This window comes from Nocardioides sp. NPDC004968 (genome assembly GCF_040608935.1).
GTDB lineage: Bacteria > Actinomycetota > Actinomycetes > Propionibacteriales > Nocardioidaceae > Nocardioides.
In genome coordinates this window covers 41,710-57,089 of sequence record NZ_JBEXJF010000026.1, presented here as the reverse complement: position 1 = coordinate 57,089, position 15,380 = coordinate 41,710, and the positions used below count along the sequence as shown (strand labels likewise).

General features: G+C 68.1%; 13 protein-coding genes and 1 pseudogene. 13 read left to right on the top strand and 1 reads right to left on the bottom strand.

Annotation, left to right across the window (positions count from 1 at the left end):
- Positions 1 to 33 precede the first annotated feature (33 nt).
- From ABZU72_RS20755 to ABZU72_RS20695, 13 genes and pseudogenes are all read left to right on the top strand, one after another.
- Positions 34 to 1,179: pseudogene (locus tag ABZU72_RS20755) on the top strand (LamG-like jellyroll fold domain-containing protein); the annotation flags it as partial.
- A gap of 816 nt (positions 1,180 to 1,995) precedes the next feature.
- Positions 1,996 to 3,321, top strand: a complete 1,326-nt coding sequence (gene hemL / locus ABZU72_RS20750) for a glutamate-1-semialdehyde 2,1-aminomutase (RefSeq protein WP_355020723.1) — start codon at positions 1,996 to 1,998, stop codon at positions 3,319 to 3,321.
- Positions 3,318 to 3,980: a histidine phosphatase family protein gene (locus ABZU72_RS20745; protein ID WP_355020703.1), complete on the top strand. Its 663-nt coding sequence runs from the start codon at positions 3,318 to 3,320 to the stop codon at positions 3,978 to 3,980. The genes hemL and ABZU72_RS20745 overlap by 4 nt, the downstream gene beginning before the upstream one ends.
- A gap of 35 nt (positions 3,981 to 4,015) precedes the next feature.
- A complete protein-coding gene (locus ABZU72_RS20740; protein WP_355020702.1) occupies positions 4,016 to 4,579 on the top strand; it encodes a TlpA disulfide reductase family protein in 564 nt (187 codons plus the stop codon).
- The gene (locus ABZU72_RS20735; protein ID WP_160025716.1) at positions 4,576 to 5,334 is read left to right on the top strand and encodes a cytochrome c biogenesis CcdA family protein; all 759 of its coding nucleotides are present in this window, start codon (positions 4,576 to 4,578) and stop codon (positions 5,332 to 5,334) included. The genes ABZU72_RS20740 and ABZU72_RS20735 overlap by 4 nt, the downstream gene beginning before the upstream one ends.
- Positions 5,331 to 6,917, top strand: coding sequence for a cytochrome c biogenesis protein ResB (locus ABZU72_RS20730; RefSeq protein ID WP_355020701.1), 1,587 nt, complete (start codon positions 5,331 to 5,333; stop codon positions 6,915 to 6,917). The genes ABZU72_RS20735 and ABZU72_RS20730 overlap by 4 nt, the downstream gene beginning before the upstream one ends.
- Positions 6,914 to 7,915 carry a c-type cytochrome biogenesis protein CcsB gene (gene ccsB, locus ABZU72_RS20725; protein WP_355020700.1) on the top strand — a complete coding sequence of 334 codons (1,002 nt, stop codon included), beginning with the start codon at positions 6,914 to 6,916 and terminating at the stop codon, positions 7,913 to 7,915. The genes ABZU72_RS20730 and ccsB overlap by 4 nt, the downstream gene beginning before the upstream one ends.
- Entirely contained in the window at positions 7,912 to 8,229 is a 318-nt protein-coding gene (locus tag ABZU72_RS20720) for a DUF4229 domain-containing protein (RefSeq protein ID WP_355020699.1), read from the top strand. The genes ccsB and ABZU72_RS20720 overlap by 4 nt, the downstream gene beginning before the upstream one ends.
- A 19-nt stretch (positions 8,230 to 8,248) precedes the next feature.
- The gene (locus ABZU72_RS20715; RefSeq protein WP_355020698.1) at positions 8,249 to 8,869 is read left to right on the top strand and encodes a hypothetical protein; all 621 of its coding nucleotides are present in this window, start codon (positions 8,249 to 8,251) and stop codon (positions 8,867 to 8,869) included.
- A 258-nt stretch (positions 8,870 to 9,127) separates the two neighbouring features.
- Positions 9,128 to 10,195 (top strand): multiple monosaccharide ABC transporter substrate-binding protein, encoded by a 1,068-nt coding sequence (gene chvE, locus ABZU72_RS20710; RefSeq protein ID WP_355020697.1) that lies wholly within the window; start codon positions 9,128 to 9,130, stop codon positions 10,193 to 10,195.
- Between the two features lie 76 nt (positions 10,196 to 10,271).
- The gene (gene mmsA / locus ABZU72_RS20705; RefSeq protein ID WP_355020696.1) at positions 10,272 to 11,804 is read left to right on the top strand and encodes a multiple monosaccharide ABC transporter ATP-binding protein; all 1,533 of its coding nucleotides are present in this window, start codon (positions 10,272 to 10,274) and stop codon (positions 11,802 to 11,804) included.
- Positions 11,805 to 11,810: 6 nt separating this feature from the next.
- On the top strand, positions 11,811 to 13,097 hold the full coding sequence (gene mmsB, locus ABZU72_RS20700) for a multiple monosaccharide ABC transporter permease (RefSeq protein WP_355020695.1): 1,287 nt from the start codon (positions 11,811 to 11,813) through the stop codon (positions 13,095 to 13,097).
- Between the two features lie 196 nt (positions 13,098 to 13,293).
- Positions 13,294 to 14,169 carry a 1,4-dihydroxy-2-naphthoate polyprenyltransferase gene (locus tag ABZU72_RS20695; RefSeq protein WP_355020694.1) on the top strand — a complete coding sequence of 292 codons (876 nt, stop codon included), beginning with the start codon at positions 13,294 to 13,296 and terminating at the stop codon, positions 14,167 to 14,169.
- A gap of 12 nt (positions 14,170 to 14,181) precedes the next feature.
- Here ABZU72_RS20695 and ABZU72_RS20690 read toward each other — a convergent pair whose 3' ends face one another.
- Entirely contained in the window at positions 14,182 to 15,192 is a 1,011-nt protein-coding gene (locus ABZU72_RS20690) for a type IV toxin-antitoxin system AbiEi family antitoxin domain-containing protein (protein ID WP_355020693.1), read from the bottom strand.
- Positions 15,193 to 15,380 lie beyond the last annotated feature (188 nt).

Genomic DNA, 15,380 nt, shown 5'->3' with positions numbered 1-15,380 from the left:
GCCCCGGGCCGACGTCGGACGGTGGATCGTCGGATGGGTAACCGTGGTGTCACGGCTCGGGAACAGCAGGACCAAAGCAAAGAACGTCGGCTTTGGCGTTGGTACGTTCCATGCGCTGCGCCGCCTCGGGACCGGTTCGCCCCTTTCGTTTCTCTGGAGTCAGGAGTTCCCATGCGTCGCGCGTCGTCGCTCTTCGTCACTGCTCTCGGCGCGGCACTGGTCGCCGCCTCGTTCGGCCCGGGAGCCGCGATGGCAGCGCCCCTCGACCCCGCTCCGCTGGCTCCGGTCGTGTCCAGCCTCGACTTCCCCGAATGCGGCTCGGTGTGTCCCCACACCGGCAACCACGTAGGCGAGACGGGCACGTTCTTGTTCGAAGCCGCCAAGGGCGACGTCGATGTGGATGCGTACCGATGGTCCGTCGTCGGCGCCGCCGAAGGTGAGCCGTCGGGGTGGAGCGAGCCCGTCGCGACCAAGGCCGGCAAGCCTCGTTCGATCTCGTTCACGCCGACCGCGTCCGGACCTCGGAGCGTGAGCGTCCAGGCCCACGACAAGGCAGATCTGTGGGGCACCGTGGCGACCTATACCTTCTATGTGCCCCGCAACGCTCCCCAGGTGGACTGGTCCTTCGACGACCCGAACGCCCCCGGCGCCAACACTGGCCAGGATCCCGCCGTCGCTGACCTCAGCCTCGGAGGCGCGGCGACATCGCCGCTCGGTCGCAACGACATCGGCCTGCGGTTCGACGCGGGAGAGCCTGCGACTGCGACATCAGGGATCTCGACCGCCGCAGACTTCACCGTTGCGCTGTGGGCGCACGTCGATGCCGCCGAGTCGATGACCCTGGTCTCGGCGACCTCTCCGGAGGGCAACGCGCTCGAGATCGGGTACGACGCGATCGCCCGCAGCTGGGTCGCCGGACGGCGCTCAGCCACGAGCGCCGAGCTCGCATCGGCCGCGGGTAGCCAGGGCACCTGGACGCACCTCGCGGCCACGTATCGGGCCTCGATCGACGAGCTCACACTCTGGGTCGACGGGGTGGCGCGGTCCAGCGTGACGTACGCCTCGGAAGCCTGGGGCAGCGTCAGTTGGACGCTGGGCTGCGGTAGCGCGTCGACCACCGGGGCAGATTGCGCGACGGCGATGGTGGACGAGGTCGGGATCTGGGACAACGCGGCCTCCGGTTCCGTGATCGCCGACCGTGTGGCCCTGGAGACGAACACGGGGTACGCGACCAGCATGGCCGCCGAATGGAATCTCGGCGTGAGCGACGACACCGTCGAGTCGGGCGTGCTGACCGATCGCTCCTTCGATGCCCAGCTTCAGGTCGACGGCGCCGGCGACCAGTACCTCCCCGGTGGGGTCCTGGCGCTGCCGGGCGCGCCCGAGCAGCGCATCGCACTGAGTCATCCGGTGACGGACTCGGCCGTGTCGTTCTCGGTCGCCTCATCCGTACGCCTCACCGATCCGACGCGACCGGGAGTGATCGCCCAGCAAGCGGGCGAGAACGTGGCTGCCTGGACCCTCGGCTATCGCGTCAAGAGCGACGGTACGGGTGGGCAGTTCTACTTCCGCATGGCCGCGGGCGACAGCACCGACGCCGAGTTCGCCGAGGTGCGTGCGGACGTCTGGACGCCGGACGAGGTCAATGTCGTGATCGGCGTCTACAACGCCGAACGTCGGCAGATCGAGATCTACCTCAACGGGTTCCCGCCGGCCCCGGGCGACGGCAGCACCGAGGTGAGATGCCGGAAGCGTCGTTCAGCGCTCCGTGGACTGCTCGGGGCGGGTTCGAGGTCGGCAACGGTTCCACGACAGCTGATCTCGCCGGGCCGACTGCGCCGCTTGCCGGCGACCTCGTCGGGGTGTGGCAGTACGCCGGCGCGCTCGGCGCCAACGACATCTTCAACGCCGATCCGGGCCTGCCCCCGGGGGCTGCAACTGCCGTCGGCTGAGGCCGAAATGGGGATTCGGCGACGCCTCGGAGAGAATGACCGGGTGCCTCACGACATCGCACCCCTGTCCGCAGCGGCATCCGAAGCGCTCTTCGCCCGCGCGAAGGCCGTGACGCCGGGCGGCGTGAACTCGCCCGTGCGCGCCTTCAACGCGGTGGGCGGGACGCCGCGCTTCATCCGGGAGGCGAAGGGGGCGTGGCTGACCGACGTCGACGGGAACGAGTACGTCGACCTGATCTGCTCCTGGGGCCCGATGCTGCTGGGCCACGCCCATCCGGAGGTCCAGGCCGCAGTCCTGGAGGCCGTCACGCGTGGCACGTCCTACGGGACGCCGACCACGCCCGAGGTCGAGCTCGCCGAGGCGATCGTCGAGCGGGCGCCGGTCGAGAAGGTGCGGTTCGTCAGCAGCGGCACCGAGGCGACGATGTCGGCCATTCGGCTGGCACGAGGGTTCACCGGGCGCGACGTGATCCTGAAGTTCGCCGGCAACTACCACGGCCACGTGGACTCGCTGCTCGCCAGCGCCGGCTCCGGGCTGGTCACTCACGCGATCCCCGGCACTCCGGGCGTCCCGGAGAGCAGCACCGAGCTCACCGTCGTACTGCCGTACAACGACCGAGCCGCGGTTACGGCGGCGTTCGAGGAGTACGCCGGCCGGGTGGCCTGCCTGATCACCGAGGCCTCGCCGGGCAACATGGGCGTCGTGCCGCCGGAGCCTGGGTTCAACGAGTTCCTGAGCGAGACCTGCACGAAGAACGGCGCTCTGTTCATCTCCGACGAGGTGATGACCGGGTTCCGGGCCAGCAAGCAGGGGCAGTGGGGCCTGGACGGCAAGAACGAGGGCTGGACGCCCGACCTGGTCACCTTCGGCAAGGTGATGGGCGGCGGCTTCCCGGCGGCGGCCTTCGGCGGCCGCGCCGACGTGATGGGCTCGCTCAGCCCCGACGGTCCGGTCTACCAGGCCGGCACGCTCTCCGGGAACCCGGTCGCGACCACCGCCGGCCTCATGACCCTCGAGCTGGCGACCGATGAGGTCTACGACCACATCACCAGGGCCGCCGACGTCGTGAAGGCCGCGATCGAGGAGAGCTTCACCAAGGTCGGTCTCCCGTACGTCATCCAGTCCACCGGCACGATGTTCTCGGTCTTCTTCACCGACGGGCCGGTGCGCAACTTCGACGAGGCCAAGACCACCGACGAGGCGGCGTACAAGGCCTTCTTCCACGCCATGCTCGACCAGGGCGTCTACCTGCCGCCGAGCGCCTACGAGGCGTGGTTCCTCTCCTCCGCTCACGACGAGCGGGCGATCTCCCAGATCACGGAGGCGCTTCCGTACGCCGCCGAGGCTGCTGTAAAGGTGAAGTCATGAGTATCGAGACCACGGTCCACCTGCTGCGCCACGGTGAGGTGCACAACCCGGAGGGGATCCTCTACGGGCGCCGGCCCGGGTTCAACCTCTCCGAGCTCGGTCTGCGGATGGCCGAGCGGGTCGCCGACCGGATCGGCGGGCAAGACATCACCCACGTCATCTCCAGCCCGCTCGAGCGCGCCCAGCAGACCGCCGGGCCGCTGGCGAAGGCGCTCGGCGTCGACATCTCGCTCGACGAGCGGGTGCTCGAGTCGGAGAACCTCTTCGTCGGCAAGAGCTTCAAGGACGGCATGGGGCCGCTGAAGGACCCCAAGGTCTGGCCGAAGCTGATCAACCCGCTCAAGCCGTCGTGGGGCGAGCCCTACCTGGAGATCGTGGCCAGGATGATGGCCGCGATCCACGACGCCCGAGACCAGGCGAAGGGCCACGAGGCGGTCATCGTCTCCCACCAGCTGCCGATCTGGACCACCCGGCTCCACATCGAGGGCCGCAGCTTCCTGCACGACCCGCGCCGCCGCCAGTGCGCGCTGTGCTCGCTGACCTCGCTGCACTTCGTCGACGACGAGTTCGTCGCGCTCTCCTACGGCGAGCCGGCCGGCGACATGCTGCCGGCGAAGGACAAGTACGCGCCGTTCTCGGCCGGCGACTCGGAAGATTAACGGGTCTCTCAGGTTTGTCAGGAAGAGTCCTGCGCGTGCGTAAGAAGTTGGGTGGCCTCCTCACAGTGGTGATGGTGGGGCTGCTGGCCGCGTGTGGGCAGACCGGCACGAACGAAGCCGGCTACATCTCTGGTGACGGCCGCACCCAGGAGATCCCGGTCGCCGACCGCGGGGAGCCGGTCGAGCTCACCGGCGAGACCCTCGAGGGCAAGCCCTTCGACCTGGCCGACACCCGGGGCAAGGTCACGGTGCTCAACGTGTGGTGGACCGGCTGCGCGCCGTGCCGCAAGGAGATGCCGATGCTCCAGGCCGCCTACGAGGAGCTGGGCGACGAGGTCGCCTTCGTGGGTCTCAACACCCGCGACGCCTCGGCCGCGCAGGGGCTGGCCTTCGAGCGGCACTACGGCGTGGAGTACCCGTCGGTCTACTCGCCCGACGGCGCCGCCGTCCTCGCGCTGAAGGGCTCGCTGGCGCCGCGCGCCATCCCGGCCACCGCGATCCTCGACACCGATGGGCGCGTGGCGGCGCTGATCCGCGGCGAGATCCCCTCGGCACGTACGCTCGACGAGCTCATCTCCACGGCAGGGGAGAGCGCATGACGGACTGGTTCGCGAGCACCGCCGGGAGCGGGTCGCTGATGCTGGCCATCCCGGTCGCGCTGCTGGCCGGGTTCCTCTCGTTCGTCTCGCCGTGCACGCTGCCGATGCTCCCGGGCTACCTCTCCTACGCCACCGGCCTGTCCGGCGCCGACCTCGCCTCCGGTGACGTACGCCGCGGCCGCATGCTCGCAGGGGCCCTGCTCTTCGTCGCCGGCTTCTCGGTGGTCTTCGTCCTGATGGGCATCACCGTCGGCGGGATCGCCTACAAGCTGCTCGAGTTCCAGCAGACCGGCACCAAGGTTCTCGGCGTGCTCTCGATCATCATGGGGATCGCGTTCATGGGCTTCATCCCGCTGCTGCAGCGCGACCTGAAGTTCCATAAAGTGCCGGCGGTCGGCCTGGCCGCGGCGCCGCTGCTCGGCTTCCTCTTCGGGCTCGCCTGGACCCCGTGCACCGGGCCGACGCTGGGCGTCATCGCCGGGCTCGCCTGGGACCAGGGCACCGCCGCCCGCGGTGGCCTGCTGCTCGCGGTCTACGCGCTCGGCCTCGGCATCCCGTTCATCCTCGTGGCGGTGATGTGGCGCAAGGCCACCGTCGCGCTCACCTGGTTTCGCCGGCACACCCGCGCGATCACGATCATCGGTGGCGTGCTGATGATCCTGATCGGCGTCGCCATGCTCACCGGCTGGTGGGACAACGGCGTCCAGTGGCTGCAGGTCCAGCTCGTCCAGCGTTGGGAGGGCATCGCACTGTGAGCACCACGTCCGCTCCCGACCAGGAGAAGAACGAAGCCGTACGCCGACCGGGTGAGCTGAACGCCCGCGAGCTGGCACGCTGGGGCTGGCGCCAGCTGACCTCGATGCGTACGGCACTGATCCTGCTGCTGCTGCTCGCGCTCGCGGCCGTCCCGGGATCGCTGATCCCGCAGGACGGGGTCGACTCGCTCAAGGCTGACCAGTGGCGCGAGGCGCACACGACGCTGACGCCGATCTACGAGAAGCTCGGGCTCTTCAACGTCTACTCGACGCCGTGGTTCGCGGCGATCTACCTGCTGCTGATGGTCTCGCTGGTCGGCTGCATCATCCCGCGGTGCCTCGTCTACGCGCGGGCCATGCGGGCCGAGCCGCCGGCGACGCCGGCCAAGCTGACCCGGCTGCCCGAATCCACGACGTACGTCACCGACGAGGAGCCCGCCGAGGTGCTCGCCGCGGCGCGGAAGCAGCTGCGCGGCTACCGGATCCGCAAGGACGAGGACGGCGAGTCCGTCTCGGCCGAGAAGGGCTATCTGCGCGAGGCCGGCAATCTGATCTTCCACATGTCGCTGATCATCGTGCTGGTCGCGTTCGCGACCGGGAGCCTGTTCGGCTACAAGGGCGGCGTGATCGTGCTGGTGGGGGAGGAGTACGGCTTCGCCAACGAGCTGTCGCAGTACGACGACTTCAAGTCCGGCTCGCTCTTCGCCCCCGAGGACCTCGACGACTTCAGTTTCAAGATCGACGACTTCAAGGCCGAGTGGCTCAGCACCGGCGCGGGTGCCGGGACCGCGCGCGGGTTCAACTCGAAGATCCGCTACACCGCGGGTTCGAACGAGGAGAAGAGCTATGACCTCAGGGTCAACCACCCGCTGACCATCGGCAGCACCGACGTCTTCCTGCTCGCCCACGGCTACGCGCCGGTGATCACGGTGCGCGACGGCAAGGGCGACGTGGCCTACTCCGGCCCGACGATCTTCCTCCCGCAGAGCCAGAACCTGCTCTCCTTCGGGGTCGTGAAGGCGCCGTACGCCTCGCCCGAGGAGCTCGGCTTCCAGGGGCTGTTCTACCCGTTCGAGGGCACGGTCGACGGTGAGCCGGTCAACCTGATGGGCGACATCGGGGACGGGTCGCACGCGATGCTCTCGCTGCAGGGCTTCCGGGGCGACCTCAACCTCGACGCCGGGCCCCAGTCGGTCTACGCGCTCGACACCTCCAAGGCCAACATGATGTCGCCCGACGAGACCGGCAAGGCGTTCAACCTGCGCCTCGGGGAGACGGCCGAGCTCCCCGACGGACTGGGGTCGATCTCCTTCGACGACGTCCAGCAGTGGAACCGGGTGCAGATCTCGAAGTCGCCCGGCAAGGAGTGGGCGCTTCTCGGCGTCTCCCTCGCCCTCGTGGGGCTCCTCGGGTCCCTCTTCATCCGCTCGCGACGGGTGTGGGTTCGCGCCCGCCGAGTCGATGGGCGCACACTGGTCGAGATCGCCGCCCTCGACCGCTCCGGCGGTGGAGACACCGCTGCCGTCGTCGCCGGCCTTGCGGAGACCTTACGAGGCGCGCGAACACAGGAGGAGAACCGATGACTGACCACACCTGGGGCGTTCTCAGCAACCAGGCCATCACGGCCGCCGGCGTCGTCTACTTCCTGGCGCTGCTCTGCGCGCTGGTCGAGTGGTCGGCCTGGCAGTCGCGCGCCAGGGCCGCGGTCGCGGAGAAGGAGCTAGTCGGCGCCGGTGCCCCGGCCGACGAGACCGACGCCGCGGCGAACCCCGCCGCTGCCGTACGCGAGCAGCGCGCCGCCCTCTTCGGACGCCTCAGCCTGCTCCTGACCGCCATCGCGGTGGCGTGCCACCTGATTGCGCTGGTCGGCCGTGGGATGGCCGCAGATCCCAACCGGGTGCCGTGGGGCAACATGTACGAGTTCACGATCTCCGGCTCGTTCGTGGTGGCCGCTGCGTACGTCGTTCTCTATCGGCGGCTCAAGCTGTCCTGGATGGCGCCGTGGGTGCTCGGCTTCACCGTCGTGGTGCTGATGCTGGCCGTGGTCGGGCTCTACGAGCCTGTCGCGCCGCTGACCGAGGCGCTCAACTCCTACTGGCTCGTCATCCACGTCATCGCGGCCATCATCGCCACCGGCGGGTTCACGCTGGGCGGCATCGCCTCGGCGGCGTACCTCCTCAAGAGCCGCTTCCCCGACGCCGCTCTGCTGGCGCGGGTGCCCGACCTCGACAACCTCGACCGGGTCTCCTACCGGATCCACGCCTTCGCGTTCCCGGTGTGGACCTTCGGGGTGCTGATCTCCGGTCCGATCTGGGCCCACGAGGCCTGGGGCTCCTACTGGAACTGGGACCCCAAGGAGGTCTGGGCGTTCATCACCTGGGTCGTCTACGCCGGCTACCTGCACGCCCGCGCGACCGCCGGGTGGAAGGGCAAGAAGGCCGCGATCGTCGCGCTGATCGGGCTGGCCACGCTGTGGTTCAACTTCATCGGCATCAACTACTTCTCCTCGACCTCGCAGCACTCGTACGCTGCGCCCGCAGCCCCGGCGGTCGTCGAGCTCACCGAGGGAGCCTCACGATGAAAGAGTTCTGGATCTACACCGGACTGCGGCTGCTGTCGCTGGTCGCCACCTTCGGCATCGTGGCGGGCATCTGGTCGCTCGTCGCGGGCGAGGTGGACATCTTCTTCGCGGTGATCCTGGCGTTCGTGATCAGCGGCGTGCTCTCGTTCTTCGTGCTCGACCCGCAGCGGCGGGCCTTCGCCGAGAAGGTCGAGACGCGGGCCGCCAAGGCGGTCGAAGCGGCCCGTGCCAAGGAGGACGCCGAGATCGACTCCGAGATCGACTCCGAGGCCGACACCCCCTCGAACGGCGAAGGCGATAGCCACAAGGTGTGATGAGTGGTAGATAACGGTCATGTCGATCGTTCACAAGGCCACTCTCACCCCGTCGAAGAAAGAGATCTTCGGCGCCTGGCTCGCCACCCGGACGTGGTGTGAGGGTGACCTGACCGGCACGATCGGCTCCTACCGGTTCGACGACCCGGCCGGACGGGTCGGTATCGAGTGCGTGCTCCTCGAGGTCGGCGGGTCCGTCGTCCACCTCCCGGTCTCCTACCGTGAGGCGCCTCTCGACGGTGCCGAGGACTTCCTGATGGCGACCACCGAACACTCGGCGTTGGGCACGCGCTACGTCTACGACGCCACCGCCGACGCGGTGGCGGTCCGGGCCCTGCTGACGGCCGCGCTCACCGGCGCGACCCAGGAGCCGATGGACGTCTACGACCGGGGCCGCCTGGTGGATCGCCGCGAGAGCGTCGTCACCGCGACCGGCACCGGCTCGTGGCCGCGCAATGCGGTGCCGCACTTCGACGGCGTCACCATCCGTTCCCACGGTGCCGACACCCGGGTGGACGCGGGCAGCTACGCGATCGTCGTGAAGCGGGTCGTGGACGGCTCCGACGCCGACGGCACGGAGTCGATCCAGGTCACCTGGCCGGACGGCGCCGGGGCGCTGGTCGGCGTACGTCATCTGTGACGGGACGCCTCCGGGCTTGTCTGTGAGTCCGCTGTGTAGCCCAGATGATCAACGGAGCCTCCCGTAAGTCACGAGTCGGAAACATCGTCGTCCTGCACTTGACGCATTCGGACATGAAGAGGCACATTGTCTCGATGTGAGCGTTCACATCTGTGATGTGACTCACCTGGGAGCCGGCCCGTGCGCCGAACTCCCGGCACCCCCCGACAGCGGCGCGTAGGCCTACCGACGCGGCCGTAGATGAAATGGAGCAGGTAAGTGCGCAAGGTACTCACCACGATCACCGCGGCAGCGCTTGCGCTCGGCCTCGCGGCATGCGGCGGCGGCGACGGCGGCGAGGGCGGCGACAAGGGCACCGTCGGTGTAGCCATGCCGACCAAGTCCTCGGAGCGCTGGATCGCAGACGGCAACAACATCAAGAAGCAGCTCGAGGCCGAGGGCTACAAGGTCGACCTGCAGTACGCCGAGGACGACATCCCCACCCAGGTCTCCCAGGTCGAGAACATGGTCACCAAGGGCGTCGACGTCCTGGTGGTCGCGGCCATCGACGGCACCGCGCTCGGCGAGGTCCTCGAGACCGCCGACTCGCAGGAGATCCCGGTGATCAGCTACGACCGCCTCATCCGCGACACCGAGGCCGTCGACTACTACTCGACCTTCGACAACTTCCAGGTCGGCGTGCAGCAGGCGACATCGCTCGTCGAGGGTCTCAAGGCCAAGGGCGAGGGCCCCTACAACGTCGAGCTCTTCGGTGGTTCGCCGGACGACAACAACGCCACCTTCTTCTGGGACGGCGCCATGTCGGTGCTCGAGCCGCTGATCAAGTCCGGCGAGATCGTCATCCCCTCCGGTCAGACGGACTTCAAGCAGGCCGCGATCCTGCGCTGGGACCCCGCCACCGCGCAGAAGCGCATGGAGGACATCCTCACCAAGACGTACGCCTCCACGAAGGTCCAGGGCGTGCTCTCGCCCTACGACGGCCTCTCGCTCGGCATCATCGCCGCCCTCAAGGGCAACGGCTACACCACCGCCGACCTCCCGGTCGTGACCGGTCAGGACGCCGAGGTGCAGTCGGTGAAGTCGATCAACGCCGGTGAGCAGTACTCCACGATCTTCAAGGACACCCGCGAGCTCGCGAAGGTCACCGTCGACATGATCGTCGCCGTCGGTGCGGGCGAGGAGCCCGAGGTCAACGACACCGAGACCTACGACAACGGCGAGAAGGTCGTTCCGTCCTACCTCCTCGACCCGGTAGTGGTCACCAAGGACGACGTCACCAAGGTGCTCGTCGACTCCGACTACTACACCGCCGACGAGATCAAGTAGCACCCCGTACGCGGCGTGGGCCCGGGTCCCTCCGGACCGGGCCCACGCCGGCCCCTGGCCAGATAGCAGGAACGACATGACCCCACCGATCCTGGAGATGCGCGGCATCACCAAGGAGTTCCCCGGCGTCAAGGCGCTCGCCGACGTCAACCTCGTCGTCAACCGCGGTGACATCCACGCGATCTGCGGAGAGAACGGCGCCGGCAAGAGCACCCTGATGAAGGTGCTCAGCGGGGTCTACCCCCACGGCACCTACAGCGGCGACATCGTCTTCGAGGGCGAGACCGCGAAGTTCGCCAACATCCGGCAGAGCGAAGCCGCCGGCATCGTGATCATCCACCAGGAGCTCGCCCTCATCCCCGAGCTCTCGATCGCGGAGAACATCTTCCTCGGCAACGAGACCGCCAAGCGCGGCATCATCGACTGGGGCCGCGCCAACCGCGAGGCGATCGATCTGCTCGCCCGGGTCGGCCTGCGGGAGAACCCGCTGACGCCGGTGAAGAACCTCGGCATCGGCAAGCAGCAGCTGGTCGAGATCGCCAAGGCGCTCTCGAAGGAGGTCAAGCTCCTCATCCTCGACGAGCCGACCGCCGCCCTCAACGACGACGACTCCCAGCATCTCCTCGCGCTCCTGGAGGGGCTGAAGGAGAAGGGGATCACCTCGATCATGATCAGCCACAAGCTGAACGAGATCGAGCAGATCGCCGACGAGATCACGATCATCCGTGACGGCCAGAGCATCGAGACCCTGTCCGTCGCCGGCGGTGGCGTGGACGAGGACCGGATCATCCGCGGGATGGTCGGCCGCGACCTCGAGAACCGCTTCCCCGACCACACCCCGTCCATCGGCGACATCCTCTTCCAGGTGCGCGACTGGACCGTCATGCACCCGCAGGACAGCCACCGTGAGGTCATCCGCCAAGCCAACCTGTCCGTGCGAGCCGGCGAGATCGTCGGCATCGCGGGGATGATGGGCGCCGGACGTACGGAGCTCGCGCGGTCGATCTTCGGACGCTCCTACGGCTCCCGGACCTCCGGCTCGCTGGTGCTGGACGGCGACGAGCTGCAGCTCAACACGGTCACCCAGGCGATCGATGCCGGCATCGCGTACGTCAGTGAGGACCGCAAGGGCCTGGGGCTCAACCTGATCGACGACATCAAGACCTCGATCACCGCGGCGGCGCTGAAGAAGCTGCGCAACGGGCTCGTCGTCGACGAGCACAAGGAGGTCGTGGTCGCCGAGGGCTACCGCAAGAACCTCAACATCAAGGCGCCCTCGATCACCGCCGGGGTCGGCAAGCTCTCCGGCGGCAACCAGCAGAAGGTGGTGCTGTCCAAGTGGATGTACACCGACCCGAAGCTGCTGATCCTCGACGAGCCGACCCGAGGCATCGACGTCGGCGCCAAGTACGAGATCTACGGGATCATCCAGGAGCTCGCCCGCAGCGGTCGCGGCGTACTGGTGATCTCCTCCGAGCTGCCCGAGCTGCTCGGCCTGTGTGATCGCATCTACACGCTCGCCGAGGGCGTGATCACCCATGAGTTCGACCGCTCAGAGGCCACCCAGGAGTCCCTGATGCGCTACATGACCGCGGACGCGAGGAAGTAACCCCCGATGAATGCCCTGCTCAACACGCTGCGCGGGAACGTCCGCCAGTACGGGATGATCATCGCTCTGGCGGCGATCGTCATCCTCTTCCAGATCTCGACCGAGGGCGTGCTGCTCAAGCCGCTCAACGTCTCCAACCTGGTGGTCCAGAACGCCCAGATCCTGATCCTGGCCATCGGCATGGTGATCGTGATCGTGGCGCGTCACATCGACCTCTCGGTCGGCTCCGTGGCCGCCTTCGTGGGAGCCGCGTCGGCGATCATGATGACCCAGTACGACTTCCCGTGGTGGGTCGCCGTCTTCCTCGGCCTGCTGATCGGCACCGCGATCGGCGCCTGGCACGGCTTCTGGGTGGCGTACGTCGGGATCCCGGCGTTCATCGTCACGCTGGCCTCGATGCTGCTCTTCCGCGGTCTGACGCTGGTCGTGCTCAAGGGCGCGACCGTCGGTGGTCTGCCCGAGGAGTTCAAGGCCATCGGAAACGGCTTCCTGCCCGAGATCGGGCCGGACACCGGGTTCCACAACCTGACGCTTCTCATCGCGGTGGCCGCCGTCGGTGTGCTGATCTTCCTCGAGGTGCGTCGCCGCAACGCCCAGACGGCCTACAACTTCGACGTCCTGCCCTTCCCGCTCTTCGTGGTGAAGCTGGCGCTGCTGACGATCGTGATCATGTACTTCGCCTACCTGCTCGCCGACGCGCGCGGGCTGCCGATCGTCGGGCTGATCCTGGCCGGGCTGATCGTGGTCTACACGTTCATCATGAACAAGACCGTCTTCGGCCGGCACGTCTACGCGATCGGCGGCAACGTCGACGCCGCCACGATGTCCGGCGTCAACACCAAGCGTGTCGACTTCCTGGTCATGGTGAACATGGGGCTCCTGTCCGGCCTCGCGGGCCTGGTCACGACCGCCCGCCTGACCGCGGCCAACCCCAAGGCCGGCGTCAACTTCGAGCTCGACGCGATCGCCGCCGCCTTCATCGGTGGCGCGGCCGTCACCGGTGGTGTCGGCACCGTCGTCGGCGCGATCATCGGTGGTCTCGTCATGGGTGTCCTCAACAACGGCATGTCGCTGCTCGGTGTCTCCATCGACTGGCAGCAGGCCATCAAGGGCCTCGTGCTCCTGCTCGCCGTCGCCTTCGACGTGTGGAACAAGCGCCGCACCGCCGGGTCCGGTGGTGCCGGTGCCGAGGCAGCCGAGCCCAGCGCTCCGCCGCCCGACAAGCTGGCCGAGGAGATCGAGGCCATGGAGGCCGAGCTGAGCGTCGACTCCAACGATCCTCCGAAGACCTGATCCATCCCCCACACCCCCACCCCTCGACCCCTGCCTCCCCCCGGGCAGGGGTCGCTGGGGTTTCCGGGGTGGTGTGGGGTCGTGTAACACGCTGTTCGTAGGACTATCCGGTCGTTCTAATAGGGCGAGTAGTCCTACGAACGACGTGTTACATCCCCGCGGCACCTGCATCGAGCCGTCGGTGTTGAATAGCGGGGTGGCAAACTCCGCTCAGTGGCTCCAGGGAGCCCGTCCTCGCACCCTCCCCGCGGCGCTCGCGCCGGTCATCGCCGGCACCGGGGTGGCTGCGTACGCCGGTGGGTTGGTCTGGTGGAAGGCGCTGCTCGCCCTCGTGGTGGCGCTGGCGCTGCAGGTCGCGGTCAACTACGCCAACGACTACTCCGACGGGATCCGGGGGACCGACGACGACCGGGTGGGCCCGCTGCGGCTGACCGGCTCCGGCCTCGCGTCGCCGTCCGCGGTCAAGCGCGCCGCGTTCATCGCCTTTGGGATCGCCGCGGTCGCCGGCCTGGTGCTCGCGCTGACCTCCGCTTGGTGGCTGATCCTCGTGGGCCTGGTCTGCATGATCGCGGCCTGGTACTACACCGGCGGCTCGCGCCCCTACGGCTACGCCGGCCTCGGCGAGGTCATGGTCTTCGTCTTCTTCGGACTCGTCGCGGTGATCGGCACGACCTTCGTCCAGACGCAGTCGTGGGAGTGGGGCGCGTTGTGGGCCGGTGTCGGGATCGGCGCGATCACCTCCGCTCTCCTCGTCGCCAACAACCTCCGCGACATCCCCGGCGACACCGAGTCGGGGAAGATCACCCTCGCCGTACGCCTCGGCGACGCGCGCACCCGCTGGCTCTACGTCGCCCTCGTGGCCGTCGCCGCCGTCTCCGTCGTGCTCGTGGCCCTGACGACGTCCTGGTGGGCGCTGCTCGGCCTCGGGTTCCTCGCCGTCGCCGCCCAGGGCGTACGCACCGTTCTCGACCGCGCCAACCTCGGCCCGCGCCTGATCCCCGTCCTCCAGCAGACCGGGCTGGCCACGCTGGTGTGGGGCCTGCTCGTCGGCGTACCTCTGCTGTTCGTCTGAGTCATAGCGCCCTCAGGCGGCTCTCGAACGACGTACGCGGAACCGTTCCAGGTCTGAGATGTCGGTGCCGAAGGCTCGGCAGGTGGCTACGTACTCCCGGTCCAAACGGTCCTTGAGGTAGTCGCGCTGCCGGCCGAAGAGATCGGCCCATTCGACTCGTGACATGCCGAGATGAAAGCCGTGGGCCCAGTCTTGCCGGGTCTTCTCCTCGGCGAGGATGTCGTCGACCGACCGGAGCGCCAGGCCTCCGTCTGCGGTGGGCACGTACTTGCTCCGGCCGTCGAACTCGAAGATGTGGCGGCCCACCCGGAGATCGAATCGAGCAGTACGCACTCCGTCGGTGATCTCGAACTGGGTCTCGATGCCTGCCAGCCCGAGCTCTTCGAGTACGTCCCGGGTGAGTGACTCACCAACCGACTCGGCCCCCGCGTCCGAGAGATCGATGGCCTCCCTGGCCAAGCGGCGGTTGGGCCAATGCTTCATGTGTTCCAGGACCTTCCAGAGGTCATCGACGGATACGCCCATCCGCCGGGCGGAGTCGACGGCGACGACCCCGTACGGCCGCCCGTGCTCGCGAGCGATGTCGATCGCCGTCCGGGCGAGACCGAGCACGTTGAACCCGTTCGCCTGCACGACCTGATCCTCGGAGTAGGGCGCAAGGTGGTGCTTCACACCCCACTTGTTATGGGTGCCGACCACGGGCTGGCGAGTGACATGGGTCTGGGCCTTCACGGGCAGGAGGATGCCCATCTCGAGCTCGAGGGCCGCCGTTTCATGACTTCGTACGAACGGAACCGTGATGGCCGCGCAGGCTGCCCGATCGAGAAGGCGCCGCCTGTCCGTGGGCAAGGTGATGCTCTCGACATAGGTGCGTTCGGCGTATACGCCGCGGCGAACGGCCGTCCACGTGCCGCTCTCGACGAGGCGATAGAGCGTGTCGAGATCCAGGCCGGATGAGAGAGCCTGGCGGCGAGTGATGAGGCCATGGTTGGCCGCCATGATCGCTTGGGTACGCGGGTTCATAGCCCCCAGCCTGTGGCCCGGCGCCGACACTCGCCGGCGCTCAGCGGCGCGCTGTGGATAACCCGCACACGAGGTGAGCCTGTGGAGAGCGAGTGGCCCGAGGTGGCGGCACGGTCGCGTGTAACACGCTGTTCGTAGGACTATCCGGTCGTTCTAATAGGGCGAGTAGTCCTACGAACGACGTGTTA